General features: G+C 67.7%; 24 protein-coding genes. 8 read left to right on the forward strand and 16 right to left on the reverse strand.

The window, feature by feature from the left end:
- Positions 1-149 precede the first annotated feature (149 nt).
- Genes ACRARE_RS06515 through ACRARE_RS06545 form a run of 7 tightly spaced genes read right to left on the reverse strand, consistent with a single transcriptional unit; the run spans position 150 to position 6793 of the window.
- Positions 150-1178 carry a TRAP transporter substrate-binding protein gene (locus tag ACRARE_RS06515; RefSeq protein ID WP_432655598.1) on the reverse strand — a complete coding sequence of 343 codons (1029 nt, stop codon included), beginning with the start codon at positions 1176-1178 and terminating at the stop codon, positions 150-152.
- A gap of 34 nt (positions 1179-1212) precedes the next feature.
- The gene (locus ACRARE_RS06520) at positions 1213-2499 is read right to left on the reverse strand and encodes a TRAP transporter large permease (protein ID WP_432655599.1); all 1287 of its coding nucleotides are present in this window, start codon (positions 2497-2499) and stop codon (positions 1213-1215) included.
- Positions 2496-3083, reverse strand: a complete 588-nt coding sequence (locus ACRARE_RS06525; protein ID WP_432655600.1) for a TRAP transporter small permease — start codon at positions 3081-3083, stop codon at positions 2496-2498. Before ACRARE_RS06525 ends, ACRARE_RS06520 begins: the two co-directional genes overlap by 4 nt.
- A gap of 12 nt (positions 3084-3095) precedes the next feature.
- Positions 3096-3953, reverse strand: coding sequence for an HpcH/HpaI aldolase/citrate lyase family protein (locus tag ACRARE_RS06530; RefSeq protein ID WP_432655601.1), 858 nt, complete (start codon positions 3951-3953; stop codon positions 3096-3098).
- Positions 3953-4411, reverse strand: coding sequence for a MaoC family dehydratase (locus tag ACRARE_RS06535; RefSeq protein ID WP_432655602.1), 459 nt, complete (start codon positions 4409-4411; stop codon positions 3953-3955). Before ACRARE_RS06535 ends, ACRARE_RS06530 begins: the two co-directional genes overlap by 1 nt.
- Before the next feature lie 11 nt (positions 4412-4422).
- Complete coding sequence (locus ACRARE_RS06540) at positions 4423-5589, reverse strand: acyl-CoA dehydrogenase family protein (RefSeq protein WP_432655603.1); 1167 nt, start codon at positions 5587-5589, stop codon at positions 4423-4425.
- Position 5590: 1 nt separating this feature from the next.
- Positions 5591-6793: a CaiB/BaiF CoA transferase family protein gene (locus ACRARE_RS06545; protein WP_432655604.1), complete on the reverse strand. Its 1203-nt coding sequence runs from the start codon at positions 6791-6793 to the stop codon at positions 5591-5593.
- A 133-nt stretch (positions 6794-6926) separates the two neighbouring features.
- On the opposite strand from ACRARE_RS06545, the gene ACRARE_RS06550 reads away from it, so the two are divergent.
- The gene (locus tag ACRARE_RS06550) at positions 6927-7697 is read left to right on the forward strand and encodes an IclR family transcriptional regulator (protein WP_432655605.1); all 771 of its coding nucleotides are present in this window, start codon (positions 6927-6929) and stop codon (positions 7695-7697) included.
- 9 nt (positions 7698-7706) lie between these two features.
- Here ACRARE_RS06550 and ACRARE_RS06555 read toward each other — a convergent pair whose 3' ends face one another.
- Positions 7707-8258 carry a helix-turn-helix transcriptional regulator gene (locus tag ACRARE_RS06555; protein ID WP_432655606.1) on the reverse strand — a complete coding sequence of 184 codons (552 nt, stop codon included), beginning with the start codon at positions 8256-8258 and terminating at the stop codon, positions 7707-7709.
- A gap of 81 nt (positions 8259-8339) precedes the next feature.
- Between ACRARE_RS06555 and ACRARE_RS06560 the strand changes: the two genes are divergently transcribed.
- The 6 genes from ACRARE_RS06560 (at position 8340) to ACRARE_RS06585 (ending at position 16383) form a co-directional block, all read left to right on the forward strand.
- Complete coding sequence (locus tag ACRARE_RS06560; protein ID WP_432655607.1) at positions 8340-9500, forward strand: acetyl-CoA acetyltransferase; 1161 nt, start codon at positions 8340-8342, stop codon at positions 9498-9500.
- Positions 9497-11017 (forward strand): AMP-binding protein, encoded by a 1521-nt coding sequence (locus ACRARE_RS06565; RefSeq protein ID WP_432655608.1) that lies wholly within the window; start codon positions 9497-9499, stop codon positions 11015-11017. Before ACRARE_RS06560 ends, ACRARE_RS06565 begins: the two co-directional genes overlap by 4 nt.
- A gap of 218 nt (positions 11018-11235) precedes the next feature.
- Positions 11236-12381, forward strand: a complete 1146-nt coding sequence (locus ACRARE_RS06570) for a phosphoserine transaminase (protein ID WP_432655609.1) — start codon at positions 11236-11238, stop codon at positions 12379-12381.
- Between the two features lie 117 nt (positions 12382-12498).
- Positions 12499-14091 (forward strand): phosphoglycerate dehydrogenase, encoded by a 1593-nt coding sequence (serA, locus tag ACRARE_RS06575; RefSeq protein ID WP_432655610.1) that lies wholly within the window; start codon positions 12499-12501, stop codon positions 14089-14091.
- Positions 14092-14378: 287 nt separating this feature from the next.
- Complete coding sequence (locus tag ACRARE_RS06580) at positions 14379-15134, forward strand: metallophosphoesterase family protein (RefSeq protein ID WP_432655611.1); 756 nt, start codon at positions 14379-14381, stop codon at positions 15132-15134.
- Between the two features lie 70 nt (positions 15135-15204).
- Complete coding sequence (locus ACRARE_RS06585; RefSeq protein WP_432655612.1) at positions 15205-16383, forward strand: acetyl-CoA C-acyltransferase family protein; 1179 nt, start codon at positions 15205-15207, stop codon at positions 16381-16383.
- Between the two features lie 84 nt (positions 16384-16467).
- Here the strand turns inward: ACRARE_RS06585 and ACRARE_RS06590 are convergent, their stop codons facing one another.
- Genes ACRARE_RS06590 through puuE form a run of 4 tightly spaced genes read right to left on the reverse strand, consistent with a single transcriptional unit; the run spans position 16468 to position 20873 of the window.
- Positions 16468-17877, reverse strand: coding sequence for a uracil-xanthine permease family protein (locus ACRARE_RS06590; protein ID WP_432655613.1), 1410 nt, complete (start codon positions 17875-17877; stop codon positions 16468-16470).
- Positions 17878-17926: 49 nt separating this feature from the next.
- The gene (locus ACRARE_RS06595) at positions 17927-18424 is read right to left on the reverse strand and encodes an ureidoglycolate lyase (protein WP_432655614.1); all 498 of its coding nucleotides are present in this window, start codon (positions 18422-18424) and stop codon (positions 17927-17929) included.
- Positions 18421-19452 carry an allantoicase gene (gene alc / locus ACRARE_RS06600; protein WP_432655615.1) on the reverse strand — a complete coding sequence of 344 codons (1032 nt, stop codon included), beginning with the start codon at positions 19450-19452 and terminating at the stop codon, positions 18421-18423. The genes ACRARE_RS06595 and alc overlap by 4 nt, the downstream gene beginning before the upstream one ends.
- On the reverse strand, positions 19452-20873 hold the full coding sequence (gene puuE, locus ACRARE_RS06605; protein ID WP_432655616.1) for an allantoinase PuuE: 1422 nt from the start codon (positions 20871-20873) through the stop codon (positions 19452-19454). Before puuE ends, alc begins: the two co-directional genes overlap by 1 nt.
- An 89-nt stretch (positions 20874-20962) precedes the next feature.
- Between puuE and uraH the strand changes: the two genes are divergently transcribed.
- Complete coding sequence (uraH, locus tag ACRARE_RS06610) at positions 20963-21322, forward strand: hydroxyisourate hydrolase (RefSeq protein ID WP_432655617.1); 360 nt, start codon at positions 20963-20965, stop codon at positions 21320-21322.
- Positions 21323-21340: 18 nt separating this feature from the next.
- On the opposite strand, the gene ACRARE_RS06615 is transcribed toward uraH, so the two are convergent.
- From ACRARE_RS06615 to ACRARE_RS06630, 4 genes are all read right to left on the reverse strand, one after another.
- Positions 21341-21616 (reverse strand): hypothetical protein, encoded by a 276-nt coding sequence (locus tag ACRARE_RS06615; protein WP_432655618.1) that lies wholly within the window; start codon positions 21614-21616, stop codon positions 21341-21343.
- Between the two features lie 129 nt (positions 21617-21745).
- On the reverse strand, positions 21746-22393 hold the full coding sequence (locus tag ACRARE_RS06620) for a YiaD family glycine zipper/OmpA-like lipoprotein (protein WP_432655619.1): 648 nt from the start codon (positions 22391-22393) through the stop codon (positions 21746-21748).
- 168 nt (positions 22394-22561) lie between these two features.
- Positions 22562-23443, reverse strand: a complete 882-nt coding sequence (locus ACRARE_RS06625; RefSeq protein WP_432655620.1) for a methylated-DNA--[protein]-cysteine S-methyltransferase — start codon at positions 23441-23443, stop codon at positions 22562-22564.
- Between the two features lie 555 nt (positions 23444-23998).
- On the reverse strand, positions 23999-24649 hold the full coding sequence (locus tag ACRARE_RS06630; RefSeq protein WP_432655621.1) for a Hint domain-containing protein: 651 nt from the start codon (positions 24647-24649) through the stop codon (positions 23999-24001).
- Positions 24650-24694 lie beyond the last annotated feature (45 nt).

Consider the following 24694-nt stretch of genomic DNA (forward strand, 5'->3'; position numbering starts at 1 on the left):
AAAACAAGGTTCGAAGATGTATCAATGCCGGTCCGGGGCAGGGGGTGCGGGGGACGCAAGGCAAAGGGTCGCAAGGCAAAGGGGGGCGCAACGAAAAGGGGGCGTCCGGCGGACGCCCCCTTTCTGGTCGGGTACGGGTCGGGCGGGGCTTACATGCCCTTGGCCAGGGCCTCGCGGAAGGCGGTCAGGATCTCGGTGCCCGGCTTGCCGCGCGCGTCCAGATCGGCGGCCCATTCGTCGCCCACATCGGCCATCAGCTGTTCCAGCTTGGCCATGTCCTCGGCGGGCAGGTCGATGAAGTCGACGCCCTCGCTGGCGACGAAGTCCTTGTCGGCGGCGGCCGAGGCATCGGTCACCTCGCAGCCGTTGCGCGTCGCGGCTTCGCCCGCTTCGGTCAGGGCCTGCTGCACCTCGGCCGGCAGGCTGTCGTATTTCTTCTGGCTGATCATCCAGGTGGCGACGAAAGAGCCGAAGTTGGTGCCCTGGGTGGCCGAGGCGATATGCGGCGCCAGGTCATAGGGCTTGATCGAGCCGATCGGGAAGGCGATGGCATCCACGGTGCCGCGCGACAGGGCCTCGCGGGTTTCCGGGCTGGAGATCGAGACGGGCACGCCGCCCAGCTTCTGGATGCCCGCGATCTTGGGGGCGCCGGTCACGCGGACCTTCCAGCCCTCGACATCGGCCAGGCTGGTGATCTCTTTCGCCGAGAACAGCTGATAGGGCGGCAGCACCAGCACGGCCAGGGCGCGAATGCCCTCGGGCGCCAGTTCGGCCTGGTCCAGGGCGCCGCCGGGCTTGGCGATTTCCCAGAAGGCCATGGTGCCCTCGCAGGAATTGGTAAAGGCCTCGGGCAGTTCCGCGACCGAGCTCAGCGGCAGCTTGTCGGCGGAATAGGATGCGCCGACATAGGCGATGTCGGCCACGCCCGATTGCACCAGCGACAGCATGTCCTTGGCCTTGCCCAGCTGTTGCGCCGGGAAATGTTCGAAGGCCACGGCGCCGCCGGTCGCCTCGACCGTGCCGTCCATCAGCGGCTGGCCCACGCCGGTGGTCATGTAGTGGCCCACGGGCAGGCTGTCGGCCAGGCGCAGGGTGATGTCCTGGGCGGCCAGGGGCGCGGCGGTTGTGGCCAGCAGCAGGGCGGCCAGAAGGCCCCGTTTGGTCGTCGTCTTGGTCATTGTTCGTTCCTCCTCAGTCGAACAGGTGACGTGGCTAGTGCATCGTGGATGGCAGCCACAGGGTGATCGCCGGGAATGCGGCGAGCAGGGCAATGACGATGAGATGCGCCCAGACGTGCGGGGCGACACCGCGAAACAGCTCTCCGAGGGGGCGGCCGGTGTAGCGGGCCACGACGAAGACATTCATTCCCAGGGGGGGCGTGACCATGCCGACCTCGGCGGTCACCACCACCAGCACGCCGAACCAGATCGGGTCATAGCCCATCTGAAGGATCAGCGGCAGGACCACGGGCACGGTCAGGATCAGGATGGCGATCTGATCCATGAAGAAGCCCAGGATCAGATAGCCCAGCAGGATCACCGCCAGGATCACCCAGCGAGAGGTTTCCAGGCCGCCGACCCACATGGTGATGTCGTTGGTCACCCGGGTCAGGGTGAAGAAATACCCGAAGATATGGGCGCCCAGGATGATGAACAGCACCATGCAGGTGGTCTGCGCCGCCGAGCGCAGGGCGCGCAGGGTATTGGCCGGGGTCAGCTGCCGTTCCCAGGCGGCAATCAGCATGGCGCAGAAGGCGCCGATGCCCGACGCCTCGGTGGGGGTGGCGATGCCGGAATAGATCGTGCCGGTCACGGCGAAGAACAGCACCAGCACCAGCCAGACCCGTTTCAGCGAGGCGAACTTCTGGCCGAAGGAATAGGACTTGCCGACCGGGGCTGCCTCGGGGTCGCGCCAGACCAGGAAGGCGATGGTCAGGATGATGGTCAGGGTGACGATGATGCCGGGGATCACGCCGCCCACCAGAAGCGATCCGATCGGGATATCGGCGATGATCCCATAGAGGATCAGCGCGATCGACGGCGGGATCAGCATGGCCAGCGTGCCCGAGATGGCGACCACGCCGCAGGCCAGCTTGGGCTCGTAGCCTTCCTTCAGCATGGCCGGGATCGAGGTCGAGGCCAGGGTGGCCGCCGCCGCCGTGGACGAACCCGAGATGGCGCCGAAGCCCGCCCCCGCCAGGGCGGTGGCCATGGCGACGCCGCCGCGCAGCCGCCCGACCCAGACGGTGGCGGCGCGAAAGAGGTCATTGGCCACGCCCGAGATGATGACGAACTCGGCCATCAGCAGGAACATCGGAATGGTGATGATCTCGTAATCATTGGCGGTGGACAGGGGCGTGGTTTCCAGGATGCCGCGCAGGATCGGCCAGCCGCCGAAAAGGTACAGGCCGACGGCACCCGACACGCCCATGGCCAGGGCGACCGGCAGCCCGAAGACCAGCATGGCAACGAGAACGACAAGGGCGATGGTCACGGTCATTCTGCGTGCTCCGTTGCGGGCCGCGCGGTGACCGGCGGCGGGGGTGTTTCGACCATGTCGCGGCCGCTGACGGCCGAGGCCGCGTGGAACAGGGCGCGGTAGAGGCAGCGCAGCACCAGCACCCCCATGCCGAGGGCCAGCACCGCATGGGCCACCCAGGTCTGGAAGGGCACGACGCCCGCGATGCGGTCATCGGCCATGAAGGCCTCTTCGGCCTGCCAGAACTCCAGCCAGGTGATCGCCGCCAACAACACGGTGCCCGCGGCAAAGCCCAGGGCCTGGCCCGCATGGCGCAGCCGGTGCGGGATCAGCGGCACGAAGACGTCCAGCGCGATATGGCCGTGCTGCTGCATCGTGTCCGACAGGGCGAAGAAGAACACCGCCCCGACCAGATACAGACCGATCAGGTCGAAGGACCAGATCAGCGGGGCGGCAAAGACATAGCGCAGGATCACGTCCAGCATGACGATGCACATGATCGCCGCCATCGACAGGGCCGACAGCACGACCAGCGCGGTTTCCAGACGCGCCAGCCAGGCGGATGGCGCGTTCAGTGGTTCTTGGTTTCCTCCCGGTGCGGCCATGGTCTCCTCCCCTCAGCCTGTCTGTCCGGCCAGTGCCATGATCTTGCGCGCCGCCCGTTCATGGGGCTTGTCGATCATCTGGCCATCAATGCGCACGACCCCGGCGGCGGGATCGGCGGCGAAGGCGTCCAGCACCTTCCGTGCCCAGGCCAGCTCCTCCTCGCCCGGGGTGAAGGCGGTGTTCACCGGCGCCACATGCTTGGGGTGGATCACCGCCTTGGCGCCGAAGCCGTCGCGCCGCGCCTCCAGGGCCTCTGTCTCGACCACCGACAGATCGTCAAGCACGGCGCAGATGGAATCCACCGCCACCACGCCCGCCGCCGCCGCGCCCGCCAGGCACAGGTTGCGCGCCAGGCGGAAGGGTTCGTGATAGCCCTGCTTGGCGCCGTTTTCCTTGGCCCCCAGCGAGGCCGCCAGATCCTCGGCGCCCCACATCATGCCCCAAAGCCGCTGATCCGCCTTGGCATAGTCACCGATGGTGAACAGCGAGGCGGCGGTTTCCGTGACGATGGCCAGGATCGGCGTCGGCGGCAGGGCATGGGTGGCCTCGAAGGCGGCCAGGTAATGCGCCACCCGGTCCAGGTCGGCAGGGCCTTCGCATTTCGGCAGGACGATCCCGTCGGGACGATGCGCCATGACGGCGGCCAGATCGGTCAGGGTCAGCCCGGTGTCCAGCGCGTTGATGCGCACGAAGAGGGCCTTGCCGCCCCGCTCGGCCTCCAGCATCTGGCCGACCGTCTGCCGGGCCTCTGCCTTGGCGGGCAGGGCCACGCTGTCTTCCAGGTCGAGGATCAGCGCGTCGGCCTCGCCAGTGACGGCCTTGTCGAACTTGCGCTGGCTGTCGCCGGGCACGAAGAGGAAGGATCGCATCACGCCGCCTCCGGCCGCATCCGCATCAGCGCCATACGCTTGCAGCGGGCGACCACGGTGTCGTCCTGTTTCAGGCAGATATGCTCGAACTCGACCAGGCCCTGGGTGGGGCGCGATTTCGAGGGCCGCACCGACAGCACGGTGGTTTCCGCCCGCAGGGTGTCGCCGTTGAACACCGGCGCGGGGAAGGTCACCTCGGAAAAGCCGAGGTTGCCGACCGTGGTCCCGAAGGTGGTGTCCTGCACCGTCATCCCCACCATGATGGCGAAGGTGAACATCGAGTTGAACAGCGGCTGACCCCATTCCGTCGACTTCGAGAAATGCGCGTCGATATGCAGGGGCTGCGGGTTCATCGACATCAGCGAGAAGGTGATGTTGTCGCTTTCCGTCACCGTGCGCGTCAGCTCGTGGCGGAAATGCTGTCCTTGGTGGAATTCTTCGAACCAGAGTCCGGGCATCTTCTTCTCCTTCAGTAGGACTTCGGCAGGCCCAGGACCCGCTCGGCGATATAGCACAGGGCGAGCTGGGGCGAGATCGGGGCGATGCGCGGGATCAGGCTTTCGCGCAGATAGCGTTCGACGTGGTACTCCTTGGCATAGCCAAAGCCGCCGTGGGTCATCACCGCCTGCTGGCAGGCGTTGAACCCGGCTTCGCCGGCCAGGTATTTCGCCATGTTGGCCGAGGCGCCGCAGGGCAGGCCGTTGTCATATTCCCAGGCCGCCTTCATGGTCAGCAGCCAGGCCGCCTCCAGCTCGGACTGGCAGATCGCAAGGGGGTGCTGGATCGCCTGGTTCTGCCCGATGGGCCGGTTGAAGACATTGCGTTCCTTGGCATAGTCGGTGGCCTTGCGCAGGGCGGCAAAGCCCAGGCCCACGGCCTCGGCGGCGATCAGGATCCGTTCGGGGTTCATGCCTTGCAGGATCATGCGGAAGCCTTCGCCCTCTTCGCCGATCCGGTCGGCCTCGGGGATCTCGAAATCCTCGAAGAACAGCTCGTTGGAATCCACCGCCTTGCGGCCCATCTTCTCGATCACCGAGACCTTGATGCGCTCGCGGTCGAAGGGGGTGTAGAAGAGCGACAGGCCTTGCGTCGGCTTGCTGACCTCTTCCAGCGGCGTGGTGCGCGCCAGCAGCAGGATGTTGTCGGCCACCTGGGCGGTGGAAATCCACACCTTCTGCCCGTTCACCACATAGCGGTCGCCGCGTTTCTCGGCGCGCAGCTTCAGCTGGGTGGTGTTGAGCCCGGTGTTGGGTTCGGTCACCCCGAAACAGGCCTTTTCCCGGCCCTCGGCCATGGGGCGGATCATCCGCGCCTTCTGCTCTTCGGTGCCGAAGATATCGACCGGCTTCAGGCCGAAGATGTTGATATGCACCGCCGAGGCGCCCGACAGGCCCGCGCCGCTTTCGGCGATGGTGCGCATCATGATGGCGGCCTCGGCCACGCCCAGACCGGCGCCGCCCTGGGCCTCTGCGGTGCAGATACCCAGCCAGCCTTCGCTGGCCAGCGCCTCGTAGAAATCATCGGGGAAGCCGCCGTCGCGGTCCTTCTTCAGCCAGTAGTCATCCCCGAACCCCTCGCAGATGCGTTCGATCGCGGCCTTGATCGCCTGTTGATCCTCGGTCAGCGTAAAGTCCATCTCAGGCCCTCTTCGGTAGTTTCACGGCGCCCGCGTCGACAAGCGCGGCAATATCGGTGGCGCTGAAGCCCATGCGGCTCAGCACCTTTTCCCCGTCCGCCCCAAGGCTGGGGGCGGGTTTCTCGGGCCGGGCCGGGGTGCGGGAAAAGCGCGTCGGCACCGCCATCTGGCGGATGCGGCCTTCGGTCGGGTGGTCGATCTCTTCGAAGAAGCCGGTCTCGCGCAGATGCGGATCCTCCAGCGCCGAGGAAAAGCTGTGCATCGGCATGGCGGGCACATCGGCGCGGTCAAACAGCGCCAGCCAGTCGGCGGTGGTGCGGGTCTTCATCAGCTCGCCCAGCTCGGCGTAGACCTCGTCGATATGCTCCATCCGGGCGGCGAAGCTGACATAGCGGGGGTCGGCGGCGGGCATGTCAGGGCGGCCCAGCTCGCGGAAGAAGCGTTCCCAGTGGCCGTCGTTGTAGATCAGGGCACAGACATAGCCGTCCTTGGTCTGATAGGGGCGGCGGTCGGGCGACAGGTGGCGACGGTAGCCGCCCGCGTCCAGGGGTGGTTCGAAGGTCAGCCCCTGCATGTGATCAGCCAGGATCATCGACAGCATGGTCTCGAACATCGGTACTTCGATCTTCTGGCCCTGGCCGGATCGGTTGCGTTCGATGATCGCCGCCAGCACGCCGTTCACCGCCGACATGCCGACGATGCGGTCGGCGATGGCGGCAGGCACATAGGCGGGGGCCTGGCCCGCGCGCTGGAAGGCATAGGGAATGCAGGCGCCGCCCTGGATCAGGTCGTCATAGGCGGGCCGCGCCGCATAGGGCCCCGCCTGGTCGAAGCCGACCAGCGCGGCATAGATCAGCCGCGGGTTGGCCGCTTGCAGCACCTCCCAGGTCAGCCCCAGTCGGTCCATCTTGCGCGGGCGGACATTGGTCAGCAGGACATCGCTGTCGGCCACCATGCGCAGCAGCGCCGCGCGCCCCTCTTCCGTCTTCAGGTTCAGCACGATGCTGTCCTTCGAGCGGTTCGAGTTCAGGTAGATCGCCCCCATGCCCGGGTGCCGACCCGGGGCGATCTCGCGCACCAGGTCGCCGCTCGGCGCCTCGACCTTGATCACCTCGGCGCCGTAATCGCCCAGGATCTGCGTCGCGTAAGGCCCCATCAGAACAGAGCTGAGGTCGAGGATACGAATCCCCTCCAGCGGTCCCATCGTCTTTTCTCCTCCCTATGTTTGTCCATATATCTGGACAAACATATCAATATTGAGGACAAGTAATGCCAAGCGCCCGGGTCTTGTCAACGCCGGACTTGCGGCTGCGCCCCTGGACAAGGCAGAAACAGACATGGCCGTCAGACAGATCGAAAACCTCATCGCGCTTTTGGAATACTTTGCCGAACGGCAGGAACCCGCGACCCTGGCGGACATCGTGCGCGATTTCGGCTGGCCCCGGTCCAGCGCCCATAACATACTGATAACGCTGGTGGATGCCGGGTATCTGTATGAGCCGAAGGCGCGCGGCGGCTATTATCCCTCGTCCCGCTGGACGCAGTTGGGCCAGGCCTTTTCCGATGGCGAACCGATCCCCGAGGCGCTGCGCAACATCATCGTCGACCTGGGCAAACGCACCGGGGAAACGGCCTGGATCTCGGCCCCCTCGGGGCTTTACGCGGTCTTTCTGACGGTGGTCGAATCCCTGGCCGCGGTGCGTTACGCGGCGCAGGTCGGCAACCGGGTGCCGATCCATATCACCGCCTCGGGGCAGTCGCTGCTGTCGCAGATGCCCGAGCGCGACCGCGAGGTGCTGCTGCGCAAGGCCTCCTACGGCAACTGGGGCCCCAATGCGGCGCGCAGCACCGAAGAGGTGCGCCAGCAGATGGCCGAGGCGGCCGAGCGCGGCTGGTTCAAATCCTCGTCCTGCTATTCCCCCGATCTGGGCGGGGTGGCGGTGCCCATCGTTCTGGGCAACCGCATCTTCTCGGTCACCGTGGCCGGGCCGATCTACCGCATGGAAGACCGATTCGCCCCCTATGCGGCCGAGATCTACGACGCCATCGCGCGCGAGCTGGGCGCCGATCACTGCGCCCGCACCCTGAAGGGAATCCGCCTGCCCTGAGGGGGTGGCCTAAAGCGGGGTCGAGGTCAGGCAGCGCACCAGTTCCAGCGAATTGCGCACCCCGAAACGGGTCATCAGCCGGTTCTTGTGGACATGGACCGTGCGCGGCGAGATCTCCAGCCGCCGGGCGATTTCCTTTGCCGTCAGCCCCTCGACCAGCAGCACGCCAACCTGCCGTTCGCGGCGCGACAGGGCGGCCACGGGGCGTTCGCGCGACAGGTCGGCAAAGCTCCAGACGGCGCGGGCCAGCGGCGCGGCCGGGTCCAGCGCCTGACCCCGCACCCGGCACCAGAACAGCGACCCATCCTTGCGCCGCATGATCCGCTCGTCGGCGTAATCCCCATGCTGGCCCAGCTCGCGCGTCCAATGGGCGCCGGTCTGGGTGAAATCGTCGGGCGAGGGGTACAGAAGCGCCAGCGAGGCGCCCTCCAGCTCGGCCACGTCATAGCCGAAGATCGCCGCGAAGCGGCTGTTCAGCCGCAGGATCTGGCGCTCTTCCGTATAGGCCAGGCCCACGGGGGCGTGGTCGAAAATGGCGCTGTCTGCGATCTGGCCGGTCATCTGCGCTTCCGGATTAGGTAACTTTGCGGACTACCCGCGCGCGGCGGCGGGGATAGGATCCGGCGCCAAAGGGAGGATCACATGCAACCATGTATTACCGGCTGGGGCCACACCAAATTCGGCGCGCTGAAGGATCAGGGGCTGGAGGATCTGATCCAGGCCGCCGCGCGCGAGGCACTGGATCACGCGGGCGTGGCGCCCGGCGATGTCGACGGCGTCTGGCTGGGGCATTTCAATTCGGGCATGGTGCCCGACGGCTTTCCGTCGTCGCTGGTGCTGGGGCTGGATGAGGCGATGCGGTTCACCCCCGCGACGCGCTGCGAGAACGCCTGCGCCTCGGGCTCGGCCGCGATCTGGTCGGCGCTGAACGCCATCCGCGCGGGCGAGGCCAAGATCGCCCTGGTGGTCGGGGTCGAGAAGATGACCGATCTGGACACCGCCGGGGTGACCAAGGCGCTGGCCGGGGCGTCCTATCAGAAGGAAGAGGCGGGGGTGTCCTTCCCGCAGATCTTCGCCCGCATCGCGGCGCAGTATTTCCAGCGCTATGGCGACCAGTCCGAGGTGCTGGCGCGAATCGCGGTGAAGAACCACGCCAACGCCATGGCTAACCCCCTGGCGCATATGCAGAAAGCGGTGACGCAAGAGTTCTGCAACACGGTGTCCGAGAAGAACCCGATGATCGCCGCCCCGCTGCGGATGACCGATTGCTCGCTGATCACCGACGGGGCCGCCGCGCTGGTCATCGTGGCGCCCGAGCTGGCCGGAGAGTTCCCCCGCGCCGTCACCTTCCGCGCGGCGGCGCAGGTGAATGACCTGCTGCCCATGTCGCGCCGCGACATGACAGAGCTGACCGGCCCCCGCGTGGCGTTCCAGCGCACCTTCGAGCAGGCCGGGGTGGGTCTGGACGACATCGGTTTCGCCGAGGTGCACGACTGTTTCACCATCGCCGAGCTGATGATCTACGAGGCCATGGGTCTGACGCCCAAAGGGCAGGGCGCGCGGGCCGTCGCCGAGGGCACGGTGATGCCCGGCGGGCGGCTGCCGGTGAACCTGTCGGGCGGGCTGAAGGCCAAGGGCCACCCGGTGGGGGCCACCGGCGTGTCGATGCATGTGATGGCCGCGCGCCAGGTCACCGGCACGGCGGATCAGATGCAGGCCGACCGCGCCGATCTGGGGCTGGTCTTCAACATGGGCGGGTCCGGCGTGGCCAACTATTGTTCCATCCTGGAGGCGGTGCGATGAACCCGGCGGAATGGCTGGCGCGCACGGCGTCCCTGACCCCAGAGGCCCCGGCGCTGTTCCTGGGCGACCGGCAGGTGGCCGATTACGGCGCCTTCGCCCGGGATGCGGCGGCGATCGGCGCAGGACTGGTGGCGCGGGGCATCGGCCCCGGCGACCGGGTGGCACTGTTCCTGCCCAACTCGATTGACTACCTGCCGATTTTCTATGGCATCCTTTACGCGGGGGCGACGGCGGTCCCGGTGAACGGCAAGCTGCACGCCAAGGAGGCCGCCTGGATCGTCACCCATTCCGGCGCCCGGCTGGTCTTTGCCAAGGATCCCCAGGCCCTGCGTGCCACCGGCGATATCGACGGCGTGCCCTGCCTGGCGCCGGGCGAGGCCGAGATGGCCGCCCTGCGCGCCACCCCGCCGCTGGCGGCGCCCGCGCCCCTGCGGGCCGAGGATCCGGCCTGGCTTTTCTACACCTCGGGCACCACCGGGCGGCCCAAGGGGGCGATCCTCAGCTGCGGGAACCTGCTGGCCATGTCGCTGAGCTATTTCGCCGATGTGGACGAGGTGGCGCCGGGCGATGCCGCGCTTTACGCCGCGCCGCTGTCGCATGGGGCGGGGCTCTACAACTTCGTCCACGTCCTGCGCGGCGCGCGCCATGTGGTGCCCGAAAGCGGCGGCTTCGACCCGGCCGAGATCTTTGCCATGGCGCGGACCCTGGGCAACATCTCGATGTTCGCCGCGCCGACCATGGTGAAGCGTATGGTGGATCACGCCCGGGCGGGCGGCGGCAGCGGCGAGGGGATCAAGACCATCGTCTATGGCGGCGGCCCCATGTACGTGGCCGACATCAAGGAGGCGCTGGCGGTCATGGGGCCGAAGTTCGTGCAGATCTACGGCCAGGGCGAGGCGCCGATGACCATCACCGCCCTGAGCCGCGCCGACATCGCTAACCGCGACGCCCCGGGGTGGGAGGGGCGGCTGGCCTCGGTCGGGCGCGCCCATGCGGTGGCCGAACTGCGCATCCTGGGCCCCGACGGTGCGCCGCTGCCCCCGGGCGAGGTGGGCGAGATCGCGGTGCGCGGCCCGCAGGTGATGCAGGGCTATCTGGACAACCCAGACGCCAACGCCGCCTCGCTGCGTGACGGCTGGCTGATGACCGGCGATCTGGGCCAGATGGATGCGCAGGGCTATCTGTACCTGCATGACCGGGCCAAGGATCTGGTGATCTCGGGCGGGTCCAACATCTACCCGCGCGAGGTCGAAGAGGTGCTGCTGACCCATCCGCAGGTGGCCGAGGTCTCGGTGATCGGTCTGCCCGATCCCGACTGGGGCGAGATCGTCGTGGCGGTCGTCGTGCCCGCGGGCGACACCGCCCCCGAGCCCGCCCAGCTGGACGCCACCTGCACCGCGCAGATCGCCCGCTTCAAGAAGCCGAAACGCTATGTCTTCCTGCCGGAGCTGCCGAAGAACAACTATGGCAAGGTGTTGAAGACAGAGCTGCGCGAAAAGCTGGCCGATCAGGACTGACCTGGCCCGCGCCGAGGGGGCGGCCCCCCTCGGCGCGGCCCCCTGCGGCGGGGCAGGTTTCCGATAGGCGTCACGCCCGGCGCATTTTACCCAGAAAGCGACGCGTCGCGGCCCGGATGCGGCATCTGGGCGATTGCGCGGCTTCCGAATCGCCCCTATACGCGTCGGCGGGACACCCCTCCCCAACGAGGGGCGCTTATCTGGAAGGTTAAGTCATTATGACTGACAAGCATCCGGCCGCGCGGCCGGCAAATCCGCGTTTCTCCTCTGGCCCCTGCGCCAAGATCCCCCATTACAATCTGGACATGCTCGCCGACGCTCCGCTCGGCCGCTCGCACCGTGCCAAGGTCGGCAAGGCCAAGCTGAAGGCCGCCATCGAGACCACGCGCGAGATCCTGGGCATTCCGGCCGAATACAAGATCGGCATCGTTCCCGCCTCCGACACCGGCGCCGTTGAAATGGCGATGTGGTCGATGCTGGGCGCCCGCAAGGCCACCATGGTGGCCTGGGAAAGCTTCGGCTCTGGCTGGGTGAGCGATGTGGTCAAGCAGCTGAAGATCGACGCCGAGGTCAAGGAAGCGGGCTATGGCGAGATCGTCGATTTCGCCACCGTCGATTTTGACACCGATGTGGTCTTCACCTGGAACGGCACCACCTCGGGCGTGCGCCTGCCCAATGGCGACGCGATCCCCGCCGACCGCGCCGGTCTGACCATCTGCGACGCCACCTCTGCCGCCTTCGCCCAGGATCTGCCCTGGGACAAGCTGGATGTGACCACCTTCTCCTGGCAGAAGGTGATGGGCGGCGAAGCGGCCCACGGCATGATCGTGCTGAGCCCGCGCGCCGTCGAGCGTCTGGAAACCTACACCCCCGCCTGGCCGCTGCCGAAGATCTTCCGCATGACCAAGGGCGGCAAGCTGATCGACGGCATCTTCGAAGGGGCGACGATCAACACCCCCTCGATGCTGGCGGTCGAAGATTACCTCGTTGCGCTGGACTGGGCGAAAAAGGTTGGCGGCCTGGAAGGGCTGATGAAACGCGCCGATACCAACGCCAAGATCCTGTGGGACTTCTGCGACCGGCATGACTGGATCGCCAACCTGGCCGTGGATGACGCGACGCGCTCGAACACCTCTGTCTGCCTGAAGTTCACCGACGATCGCATCAAGGATCCGGCGGCCTTCGCCAAGGCGGTGGCCAAGAAGCTGGAAGACTACAACGCGGCCTATGACGTGGGTGCCTATCGCGACGCCCCCGCCGGTCTGCGGATCTGGTGCGGCGCCACGGTCGAGGCCTCGGATCTCGAGGCGCTGACCCTGTGGCTGAAGTGGGCCTTCGAGGCCTGCATCGCAGAGCAGGCATAAACCCGACGAATGGTGCCGGAGGCGGCGGGGAAACCCCCGCCCCCTGGCCGAGCTGACCGGTCGGGCGGGGAGATCCCCGCCTGCCAACGCCCCCATTGCATCGAAGGAGCGCCTGACATGGCCCCCAAAGTTCTAATTTCCGACAAACTCTCCGCCGCCGCCGTGCAGATCTTCAAGGACCGCGGCATCGACGTGGATTTCCAGCCCGACCTGGGCAAGGACAAGGACAAGCTGGCCGAGGTGATCGGCCAATATGATGGCCTGGCCATCCGTTCGGCCACCAAGGTGACCGAGAAGATCCTGGAAAACGCCACCAACCTGAAGGTGATCGGCCGCGCCGGCATCGGCACCGACAACATCGACAAGGAAGCCGCGTCGAAAAAGGGTGTCATCGTGATGAACACCCCCTTCGGCAACATGATCACGACCGCCGAACATGCCATCGCGATGATGTTCGCCGTGGCCCGCCAGATCCCCGAGGCCAGCGCCTCGACCCATGCGGGCAAGTGGGAGAAGTCGAAGTTCATGGGGGTCGAGCTGACCGGCAAGACCCTGGGCGTGATCGGCGCGGGCAACATCGGCGGCATCGTCTGCAACCGTGCCCTGGGCCTGAAGATGAAGGTCGTCGCCTACGATCCCTTCCTGGGCGAGGAAAAGGCCACCAAGATGGGCGTCGAGAAGGTCGAGCTGGACGAGCTGCTGGAGCGCGCCGATTTCATCACCCTGCACGTGCCCTACACCGAGCAGACCGCCAATATCCTGTCGGCCGAGAACCTGGCCAAGACCAAGAAGGGCGTGCGCATCATCAACTGTGCCCGTGGCGGCCTGGTGGATGAAGAGGCCCTGGCCGAGCTGCTGAAATCCGGCCATGTGGCAGGCGCCGCCTTCGACGTGTTCAAGGAAGAGCCCGCCACCGAGAACCCGCTGTTCAACCTGCCCAACGTGGTCTGCACCCCGCACCTGGGCGCTGCCACCACCGAGGCACAGGAAAACGTCGCCCTGCAAGTGGCGGAGCAGATGTCCAACTACCTGCTGGACGGCGCCGTGGAAAACGCGCTGAACATGCCCTCGATGACCGCCGAGGAAGCCAAGGTGATGGGCCCCTGGGTCGACCTTGCCGGCCATATCGGCAACTTCATCGGCCAGCTGACCGACGAGCCGATCAAGGCGATCAACATCCTTTATGATGGTGTCGCCTCGGAGATGAACCTGAAGGCGCTGAACTGCTCGGTGATCGCCGGGATCCTGAAGAAGGCCAACCCCGACGTGAACCTGGTCTCGGCCCCGGTCGTGGCGCAGGAACGTGGCATCCAGATCTCGACCACCAGCCAGGCCAAGGGCGGCACCTTCGACGGCTACGTGAAGGTGACCATCGTGACGCCCGAGCGCGAACGCTCCTGCGCGGGCACGGTCTTCTCGGATGGCAAGCCGCGCTTCATCCAGATCAAGGGCATCAACATCGACGCCGAGGTGGGCGAGCACATGCTCTACACCACCAACGAGGACGTGCCGGGCGTCATCGGCACCCTGGGGACCACCCTGGGCGAGAACGGCCAGAACATCGCCAACTTCACCCTGGGCCGGACGGCCACGGGCGCCCAGGCGATCGCGCTGCTCTATCTCGACGAGAAGGTGAAGCCCGAGACGGTGAAGGCGCTGCGCGAAACCGGCCTGTTCCAGCAGATCCGCCCGCTGGAATTTGCGGTCTGATCCCGCTGGGATGATCTTCTGGGAAGGGCCGCGCCGCAGGGTGCGGCCCTTCTTCATTATGGGCGTCGCAGGGGTGGGGGCTCTGCCCCCCTTGAGCCCTCGCGGGCTCAATTCCCCCCGGGATATTTCTGGCAAACGAGAAGAGGGGGCGGGGCGCCTGTCGGGAGGGTTGCGCGCCGGGTCCGGACCGCGCGGGGCCAGGGCCTGTCATGAAAATGTGTCAGCCGGGCGCTGGTCATTGGCGGGCAAAGATGCTCCTTTTGCCGCAACGCAGAAACGAGGGTGCCATGACCATCTATGCCATTGGCGACATTCACGGACAGATCGGCATGTTGGAGGGCGCCCTGGCCCGGATCGCCGCCGATGGCGCCCAGGACGGGCCGGGCGGGCCGGACGAGGTGATCTTTACCGGCGATCTGGTGGACCGGGGCCCCGAGGCCCGCGCCGTGATCGACCGGCTGATCGCAGGCCAGGCCGAGGGGCGGCGCTGGACCGTGATCCGGGGCAATCACGACACGATGTTCCGCCGCTTCCTGGCCAATGGCGAGCTGCATGACGACCGCATCCGGTCGGGCGCGCCCTGGACGCATTTCGCCCTGGGCGGATGTGCCACGCTGGAAAGCTATGGTGTGGCGACCGGGCCCGAGCGGTCGCCCGCCGATCTGTTCGCCGAGGCGCGCGAGAAGGTGCCGCAGGCGCATACCGAGTTCATCGACGCCATGCCGCTGTGGGCCGAGCGGGACGATCTGCTGTTTATCCATGCCGGGATCCGCCCCGGGATCCCCCTGGCCCGGCAGGACGAGCAGGATCTGATCTGGATCCGCGACGAGTTCTATGCCGAGACCGGCCCGCATCCCTGGCTGATCGTTCATGGCCATACGATCGTCGATCAGGTCAGCCATTTCGGCAACCGCATCGACATCGACACCGGCGCCGGGGCCAGCGGCACGCCGCGCTTCCTGTCCGCCGTGGCCTTCGAGGGCCCCCGGGCCTTCGTGCTGAGCGAGGCGGGGCGCGCGCCGCTGCTGCCCGGCACGGAATAACGCACCGTCACTGTCGCCAAGGGGCAGCGCGGTGGTAGGGTCTGCGCGAAATCACGTTCGGGAGGATCTCATGGACGATATCGTCATTCTTAGCGGTGCGCGCACCGCCATCGGCACCTTCGGCGGCAGCCTGGCCGGTGTCAGCCCCATCGAGCTGGGCACCATCGTCACCAAGGCCGCGCTGGAGCGCGCGGGCGTCGAGGGCGCCCAGATCGGCCATGTCGTCTTTGGCCATGTGATCAACACCGAGCCGCGCGACATGTACGTCAGCCGCGTCGCCGCCATGCAGGCAGGCATCCCCGACACGACGCCGGCGATGAACGTGAACCGCCTCTGTGGCTCTGGCGCCCAGGCCATCGTGTCCGCCGCGCAGTCGCTGATGCTGGGCGATGCCGATTTCGCCGTCGCGGGCGGGGCCGAGAACATGTCGCGCTCGCCCTATATCATCCAGGGGCAACGCTGGGGCACCAAGATGGGCGACGTGAAGACGCTGGACATGATGCTGGGGGCGCTGAACTGTCCCTTCGGCACCGGCCATATGGGCGTCACCGCCGAGAACGTGGCGGCCGAGACCACGATCACCCGCGAGGATCAGGACGCCTTTGCCCTGGAAAGCCAGCGCCGCGCGGGCGCGGCCATCGAGGCGGGCTATTTCGCCGAGCAGATCGTGCCGGTGCCGGTGAAGGTGAAGCGGCAAGAGGTCGAGTTTGCGACCGACGAACACGCCAAGCCCGGCACCACCGCCGAGGTTCTGGCCGGTCTGCGCCCCGCCTTCCAGAAGAACGGCACGGTGACGGCGGGCAATGCCTCGGGCCTGAACGACGGGGCGGGGGCGCTGGTGCTGGCCCGCGCCTCGGCCGCCGAGGCCGCCGGTCTGAAGCCGCGCGCGCGGATCCTGGGCTATGCCCATGCGGGGGTGCGCCCCGAGGTGATGGGCGTGGGCCCGATCCCGGCGGTGGAAAAGCTGCTGGCCAAGACCGGGCTGAAGGCGGCGGACTTCGACGTGATCGAATCGAACGAGGCCTTCGCCGCCCAGGCCATCGCGGTGAACCGCGCCCTGGGTCTGGACACTGCCAAGGTGAACCCCAATGGCGGCGCCATCGCCCTGGGCCACCCGGTGGGCGCCACCGGCGCGATCATCACCGTCAAGGCGCTGTATGAGCTGGAGCGGATCGGCGGATCCAAGGCGCTGATCACCATGTGCATTGGCGGCGGTCAGGGCATTGCCCTTGCGATCGAGCGCCTGTGATTATTTTTTGGCTCTAAATACTCTCGCCGAAGGCAAAGGCGCGCCCCCTGGGGCGCGCCTTTTTCATTTCCGAAGGTCCGCCGCTCAGGCGGCGTCGGACTTGTGCGCTTCGGCTTCGGCCTCCGCCTCGGCGTGCTCTTCCGGGGTTTCCTCGGGCAGCACCAGGTTCAGCAGGATCGACAGGCCGGCGGCGGGCAGCAGGCCCGAGGTCAGCAGGATCTGCAAGGTGCGCGGCAGGTGTTGCAGCGCCGAGGGCTCCAGTTGCAGGCCAAAGCCCACCGACAGGGACACCGCCAGGATGATCATGTTGCGGCGGTTCCAGACCACATCGGACAGCATGTTGATGCCCGAGGCCGCGACCATGCCGAACATCACGATGACGCCGCCGCCCAACACGTTGATCGGCACCGTGTTGATGATTGCGCCCACCTTGGGGATCAGCCCGCAGAGGATCAGGAAGACCGCGCCGATGGTCACCACGTGGCGGCTCATCACGCCGGTCATGGCGATCAGGCCGACGTTCTGGCTGAAGGAGGTGTTAGGCAGCCCGCCGAAAACCCCGGCCAGGGCCGAGCCGAAGCCATCGGCGAAGGTCGCGCCCTGGATCTCCTTGTCGGTCGCCTCGCGGCCCGCGCCGCCCTTGGTGATGCCCGAGGTGTCGCCCACCGTCTCGATGGCCGAGATGATCGCCATAAAGCACATGCCAACGACGATGGCCGGGTCAAAGGACATGCCCCAGGAAAACGGCATCGGCAGGTCGAAGATCGCCGCCCGGCCCACGTTGCCAAAGCTGACCTGGCCCATCAGGGCCGCCACGCCATAGCCCGCCAGGATGCCGATCAGCACCGAGGCCACGGACAGAAGGCCCTTGGTGAAGAAGGACAGCGACAGGGCAACCACGATCACCACCAGCGCCGGGATCCACATGGCGGCGGTGCCGAACTCGGGCTTGCCGACCAGGGGCACGCCGCCTGCGGCATACTGGATCCCGGTCTTCAGCAGGGCCAGGCCGATCATCAGCACGATCAGCCCGGTGACCAGCGGCGGCAGGGCAAAGCGCAGCCGCCCGATGAAGAAGCCGATGCAGAAGTGGAACATGCCGCCGATCACCACCCCGGTCATCAGCGCCGCCATGCCATCGACGCCGCGCCCGGCGACCGCCGGGATCATCACCGGCAGGAAGGCAAAGGAGGTGCCCTGCACGATCGGCAGCCGCGCCCCGATGGGGCCCGCGCCGATGGTCTGGAACAGCGTGGCAATGCCCGCGAACAGCATCGCCATCTGGATCATGTAGGTCATGTCGGGGAAGCCAAGCGCCCCCTGATCCGAGCCGAAGCCGAAGCCCGCCGCGCCTGCGATGATGATCGAGGGCGTCACGTTCGAGGCGAACATCGCCAGGACGTGCTGGATGCCCAGCGGAACCGCATCGCCAAGCGGCGGCATGTAATTCGGGTCGCGAAGCTGTTCCGCGGTGCCCAAGGAACTCTTGGTCATTGTCACTTCCCCTGTTGTGATCACGGGCCCCTCTTGACGGGGGCGTATGTCACAAGGTGACAGTAAAGGGCCGGTCGAGGAAGTGTTCTTGCAGGTTGGGGGTGGCGCCGATGCGGTCGATCACCGCGAAAAGGCCCGGTTCTGCCAAAGGCGTAAGCACCCCGTGCCAGGTGCCGCGGTGGAAATTCACCGCCTGGCCCGGTTCGGGCAGAAAGGCCTGGGGCGCGCCGGGTACGCCGCCCGCGTCGGGGGCGACGATCACCAGCCAGGGCGCGGCGGTCATCGGCACGAAGGCCTGGCTGCCCTCGGGGTGCCGCTCCAGCAGGTCGCAGGCATAGGGCAGGGCGCGGGCCCGGGCGCGGAAGATCGAGATGCCTGCGCGCCCCTCGGGGCCGAAATCCAGGGTGGCGCGGTCGTGGTAACGCTCGCACATCCCGGCATTGATCAGCTTGTCATAGCTGTCGGTGACCTCCAGCACGTCGCCGAAGGGCGCGAAGGCCTCCGCCGTCAGCGGCACGGCGCGGATCGAGGTCACCGGGGCGCTCATTTGCCCTGCCAGACCGGCTTGCCCCACATGCGCAGGCGCGAGATGCCGCCATCGGGGTGGATGTTCAGCCGGATATGGGTCACCGGGCCGATGTCCTTCACCTCGTCGGTGAAGTTGTGGATCGCGTCGGGGCCCAGTTTCAGCCGCGGCAGCAGCTCTTCCCAGAACATCGAGGAGGTGACCAGCGCATCGGTCAGCCCGTCGCCGAAGTTCGACATGTCGGCGGCCTGGATACGGCAGGCGTCGGGGTAGTTGCCCTTGTAGTGCTTGGTGTCCACCTCGATCCCCGAGACGGTGCCACGGGCACCCAGGGCGATGATCATCCAGTCGTAGCCGGGTTCACGGCGCCGCCGGGTTTCCCAGCCGTCGCCCATGTCGCGGCCCCGGCCCGGGGCCAGGATACGGTTGTAATCGCCATAGTGGGCATCCGAGAAGGCCAGCACCCGGCCGCCGTTCAGCGCCGAGGCCAGGTCGATCTGTTCGGTGCCCTCGTTCGAGGGATCCAGTTCCGGCACGCCATAGACCCGCAGGCGGGCGACGCCGCCGTCGGGGTAGATATGCAGGCGCAGGTGGGTCCAGCTTTCATAGCTTTCGCAGCGGAAATAGTGGTGATCCGAGGCCGACAGCGGCTTGTTCGGCAGGATCTCGACCCAGCGGGTGGCATCGGTCGGGTCGCCGTTGAGGCAGGTGCAGGCCTCGATCCGCGCGGCGGGGGCGTAGTTGCCGGTAAAGTGGCTGGTGTCGATGTCGAAGCCCAGGATGCGCCCGGCGGCGGCCAGCTTGATGACCGCGCTGTCGTGACCGGCCCCGCGGCGGCGGCGGGTTTCCCAGCCGTCCATCCACTTGCCGTTGTCATCGTAGAGATCCGGAAAGAACTCGGCCGGGGCGTCCTTCAGCATCCGCTCGAGCGGGGCGAAGAATTCGTCGCTGGCCCAGATGGCCTTGGCGCCCAGCCCTTCGGAGGCCAGGTTGATTCCGGTCCGCACGAACAGCGGCACATTGGGGTCGATACGGTCGATTGTCGTCATCAGCTATCCGGTAGCAGGGCCGCCAGACGGTGATACGCGATGCGTTCGACCTGGCGACAGGCGGCGTTGAATTCGGTGGTACGGTCATGGGCGAGACGGCGCGTCATCGCCTCCATGATCGTGGCCTTGGTATTCTCCTTTGCGGAGATAATAAAGGGGAAGCCAAACTTTTCCGTATAGAGCGTGTTGTGCTCGGTGAAGAAGGCGCGCTCTTCATCGGTCAGCGCCAGCAGGCCCGCGCCGGACTGTTCATCCTCGCTTTCCGCCGTCAGCCGCTTGGCATCGGCCAGCTTGCCCGCCAGGTCGGGGTGGGCGGTCAGCACCTGTAGGCGTTCCTCGTCCGAGGCGGTGCGGAAGACACGCACCAGCGCGCTCCACAGCCCCTTGGCGCGGTCGTGGACCGGGCCCAGCTCGCCCTCCCAGGCGCGTTCCGCGACCCAGGGGGAATGCTCGTAGATGCTGCCGAACAGGCGCAGGAACTCTTCCTTGCCCATCTGGCTGGGCACCAGGGCGGGGGTCACATGGGGGTGTTCGGCGGCCCAGTGGTCGTGAATGTCGATGCGGCGCGGGAACCAGACATCGCCCTTCGACTGGGCATAGTCGATGAACTTGCGCAGCGCGGCGATGCGGCCCGGACGGCCCAGCAGGCGGCAGTGCATCCCGATCGAGACCATCTTGGCCGACCCGGCCTCGCCCTCGGCGTAAAGCTCGTCAAAGGCGGCCTTGAGGTACTCAAAGAACTCTTCCTGGCCGCCAAAGGTGGCGGGCCCGGCAAAGCGCATGTCGTTGGTGTCCATCGTGTAGGGGATGACCAGGGTGCGGTGGCCGTCGAAATCGCCCCAATAGGGCAGGTCGTCGTCAATCGTGTCGCTGACCCATTTCATCCCCAGTTCGGCGGCCAGTTTCACCGTGTTCATGGAACAGCGCCCGGTGTACCAACCCTCGGGCTTCTCGCCGGTCACCTCTTCATGCAGGGCGATGGCGTCGAGCATGGCCGCGCGTTCCTCGGCCTCGGGCATGTCCTTGTGTTCGATCCATTTCTTGCCGTGGCTGGCGATCTCCCATCCGGCCTCTTGCATGGCCCAGACCTGTTCCGGGCTGCGCGCCAAGGCATCGGTCACGCCGTAGACGGTCAGCGGGATCCCCTTTTCGGTGAACAGCCGATGGATCCGCCAGAAACCGGCGCGGGCGCCGTATTCATAGACCGATTCCATGTTCCAATGGCGCTTGCCCTCCCACGGCGTGGCGCCGATCACCTCGGACAGGAAGGCCTCCGACGCCGGATCACCGTGCAGGATGTTGTTCTCGCCCCCTTCCTCGTAGTTCAGCACGAAAGAGACCGCGACCTTGGCACCGCCCGGCCAGCGGGCATCGGGCGGGGTGGGGCCGTAGCCGATCATGTTGCGCGGATAGCGGTTCATGTGGTTGTCTCCGTCTGCATCTGGGGCGCGGGCATCTTTGACGCCGGGCCCTGGGGCGCTCAAGGGGAATTTGGCAAAAGGGGGCCGGAATGGCCGAGGGTTACCTGACGACGCATGTTCTTGATACGGCAAGAGGCGTTCCGGCGGCGGGGATGGAGGTGGTTCTGTACCGCCTGGCAGAGGGCACACGGGACGAGCTGGCGCGGATGGTGACCAATGCCGACGGGCGCACCGACAGCCCGATCCTGCCCGCCGCGCATTTCGCCTGCGGCACCTACGAGCTGGAGTTTCACGCCGGCGCCTATCTGGACGCCAGCGGCGCGGCGCCGGAAGAGCCGCGGTTCCTGGACGTGGTGCCGATCCGTTTCGGCATCTCGGATCCGGCGGCGCATTATCACGTGCCGCTGCTGATCTCGCCCTTCGGGATGAGCACCTATCGCGGCAGCTAAGCGCGCGCCCTGGCGGGGCTACAGCATGACCACCGGGTGAAAGACGGCCGAGATGCCTGCGCGGTCGAAGGCCGCGCGGGCGGCCGCGCGGCGCGGGTCGGCCAGGTAACGGTCGTAGCTGTCTTCATCGGGGAAGGCGTAAAGATGCGTCTCTGCCCCGGTGTCGAGATGGCGCAGGCAGAACATCCGCTCGCCCCCATGCGCGGCCAGAACCGGCAGCACGGCGGCTTCATAGGCTTCCAGGGGGCGAAAATCCTCGCCCGGCGGGCCGACGGACAGCAAGACGCAATACATGCGCCCAGCTTAGAGGCGATTTCTCATCAAAGCGTTAGGACCGGGCCGTAGCGTGCCCCGGGGGCCGGACCAAGCGAAAGGCCGCACCCGGGGGCGCGGCCTTTGCCGGTGTCGTGCCGGACCGCTGACTTAGCGGGCGTTCGGCAGGATGATGATCTCGACGCGGCGGTTCTGCGCGCGACCCTCGGGGGTCAGGTTCGAGGCGCGGGGCTGATCCTCGCCACGGCCGATGGCCTGGATGCGGCCCGAGGACACGCCGTAGCCGATCAGGGTCGAGGCGACGCTGGCGGCGCGGCGCTGCGACAGGTCCTGGTTATAGGCGGCGGCACCGGTGTTGTCGGTGTGGCCCAGAACCTGGACAGAGGTCTGCGGGTAGTCGTTCAGCGAACGGGCCAGGTCGGCCAGGTCGCCGGTCAGGTCGGGACGCAGCGCGGCGCTGTCGGTGGCGAACAGGATGTCCTGCGGCATGGTGACGATCAGGCGGTCGCCGGTGTTCACGATCTCGACGCGGCTGCCCATGGACTGGCGCAGCTGCGCTTCCTGGCGGTCCAGGTAGTTGCCATAGGCGCCACCGGCCAGGCCACCCAGGGCCGCACCGATCACCGCGCCCTTGCCTTCGTCCTCCGAGACGATGGCCCCGACGGTGGCACCGGCCAGGGCGCCCAGGCCCACGCCGGTGCGGGTGTTGCGCTGGCCGTCATCGGGATTGACGCAGGCGGTCAGGGCCAGCAGCGAAGCGCCCGACAGGGCGAGAATGGATTTCTTGGTCAGGGTCATGTCTGTCTCTTTCCTCCGGTGGGCCATACGGGGGCCATCGTTATGCTTCCGCCATAGCGGATCTTGCGGAAGCTCCCAATGCACAACCCGGTGCGGACAGGCGGGTTTCCGCTGTCGAAGAGGATAGTTTCCCTGTTGCGGAATTGCCGCACACCGGGGCGGGGGCGGTCAACCTGCCTCGGCGGGCTGGCGCAGGGCCTCGCGGGTCAGCAGGGCCTGTTTCACCCCGGCGCCCCAGTGATAGCCCCCCAGGGCCCCGTCTTTGCGCAGCACCCGGTGGCAGGGAATCAGCCAGGAGATCGGGTTGCGGCCCACGGCGGTGCCCACGGCGCGGCTGGCGCCGGGCGATCCGATGGTTTGCGCCAGGGCGGAATAGCTGGTGGTGCGCCCCTCGGGGATGGCCAGCAGCGCCTCCCAGACCTTGATCTGGAAGGGGCCGCCCATGACATGCAGCCGCGCCGCGCCCCCCTCGAAGGCGGCCTGGGCCAGGGGCGCGATCCGAGCCGGGTCGCGGCTGTAGCGCGCGGCGGGCCAGCGGGCGCAAAGGTCGGCCAGGGCCGCCTGGGTGCCGGTTTCGGTGGTGAAGGCCAGGCCGCAGATGCCGCGCTCTGTTGCCATCACCAGGGCCGGGCCGAAGGGCGAGGCGACCAGATCCCAGGCGATGTCGATCCCGGCGGCGCCGCGCGCCAGGTCGCCGGGGCGCATCGCCTCCCATCGCAGGACCAGGTCATGCAGCCGCCCGGTGCCTGACAGGCCTGCCGCCGCCGCGCTGTCCTCCATCGTGGCGCGGGCCGCCAGCAGGGGGCGGGCGCGGGCCAGGGCCAGGAACTGCTGATAGCGCTTGGGCGAGATCCCGGCCCAGGTCGAGAAGACCCGCTGGAAATGCGCCGGGCTCATCCGCATCCGGGTGGCCAGCTCCTCCAGCGAAAGCGGCGTCTCGGCGGCGCCGATCTCTTCGATCGCACGGCGGATCAGGGCGTAGTGATAGCGGTCCTCGGGGGGCGAGGCCGGGGGCTGCGGGGCGGCAGAGAGGGGCGCGGGCTGGGTCATGGCGGCAAGGATAGGCGCGGCGCGGGGCGCTGGCGACCCGGAAGCTGCGGATTGCGGGGCAGGGGCGACGCCTGCGTTGGTCGCCAGGGGCGACGCGAAGAAAGGGGTGGGGGCTCTGCCCCCCTTGAGCCCTGACGGGCACAATTCCCCCCGGGATATTTTTGGCAATGAGAAAGGTGGGGCGGGGCGCGAGAGGGGCCAAGGGGGCGCGGGATGGCGGGGCGGGCGGGGATGTGCGGTGCGGCGGCGCGCGGCCTGTTTGGCCATTCTGCGCCGTGTTTCGCGGGGGCTGTGGGTCGCGAAGCCTGGGGCGTAGGGGCATGGAGCGGCTCGGGCTGGGATGGGGGCGCCCGGGCGCACCGGCACGGGGCGGGTGGCTCCTGCGGGGCCTGTGAGGGCGGGCGCCGCTTTTGCCGGGTGTCCGGGCGCGTCGGACGTGGGGCGGCGGCATTTTCTGCGGCGTCTTGCGAAGGCGGCAGGGCGTCGCTGCGGGCGGGCTTTTCCGCCCGGTGCGGCGCCGGGCGAGGCCTGCGCCCCCGTCCCGGCCTCTGGCGATCAGGCGGCCAGCAGGTCGAGCAGGGAGAGGTCGGCGGGGCAGAGCTGGCGCAGTTGCAGCGCCTCGTCGCGTGACAGGCAGGGGCGCGCGGTGGCATGGTCCGGGTCCAGCAGCCGGGTGGCGCGGCGTACCGCCGGGGGCAGGTCCAGTTGGGCCGCGACCTCTGGTCCGGCGCTTTCGACCCAGAGCGAGCCGGCCGAGATGATCTCGTGCCGTTCCAGGATCACCTGGTGATAGCTGAGCCCGCCCATGTTGGGATCGGGGCGGGCGCGGTTGCGGCGCGAGATGTCGCAGAACCGGGCCAGCGCCTCTCGGGTGCCGAACTGGGCGCGGATCTCGGGGCGGCGCAGCAGGGCGCGGTGGCCCGGCGCGACGCGCAGGGTCTCCAGCAATTCGCCCTGGGGCCCGCGTTCGCCGGGGTGGAAGGTCAGCGGCGCGGGCAGCGGCCCGCCCCCCGGCGCCTGGCGCAGCCGTGCGATATGCAGCACCGGCTGGGCGCCGTGGTCGCGGGTGATCACCTTGTCGCCCGGGGCCAGCCATTCGATCGGCATCTCGCCGTCGAGGGTCAGGACCATGCAGCCGGGCCCCAGCCCCGACAGCGGCGCCGTGCCGGTCTCGACCTCGGCCGGGCGGTGTTGAGAATCGGTCATTGTCGTGCCTCCGCGCCCGACATTGGCGCGAACCCCTTTCGCCGG

The sequence above is a fragment of the Pseudooceanicola aquaeponti genome (assembly GCF_050897975.1).
Taxonomy (GTDB): Bacteria; Pseudomonadota; Alphaproteobacteria; order Rhodobacterales; family Rhodobacteraceae; genus Pseudooceanicola.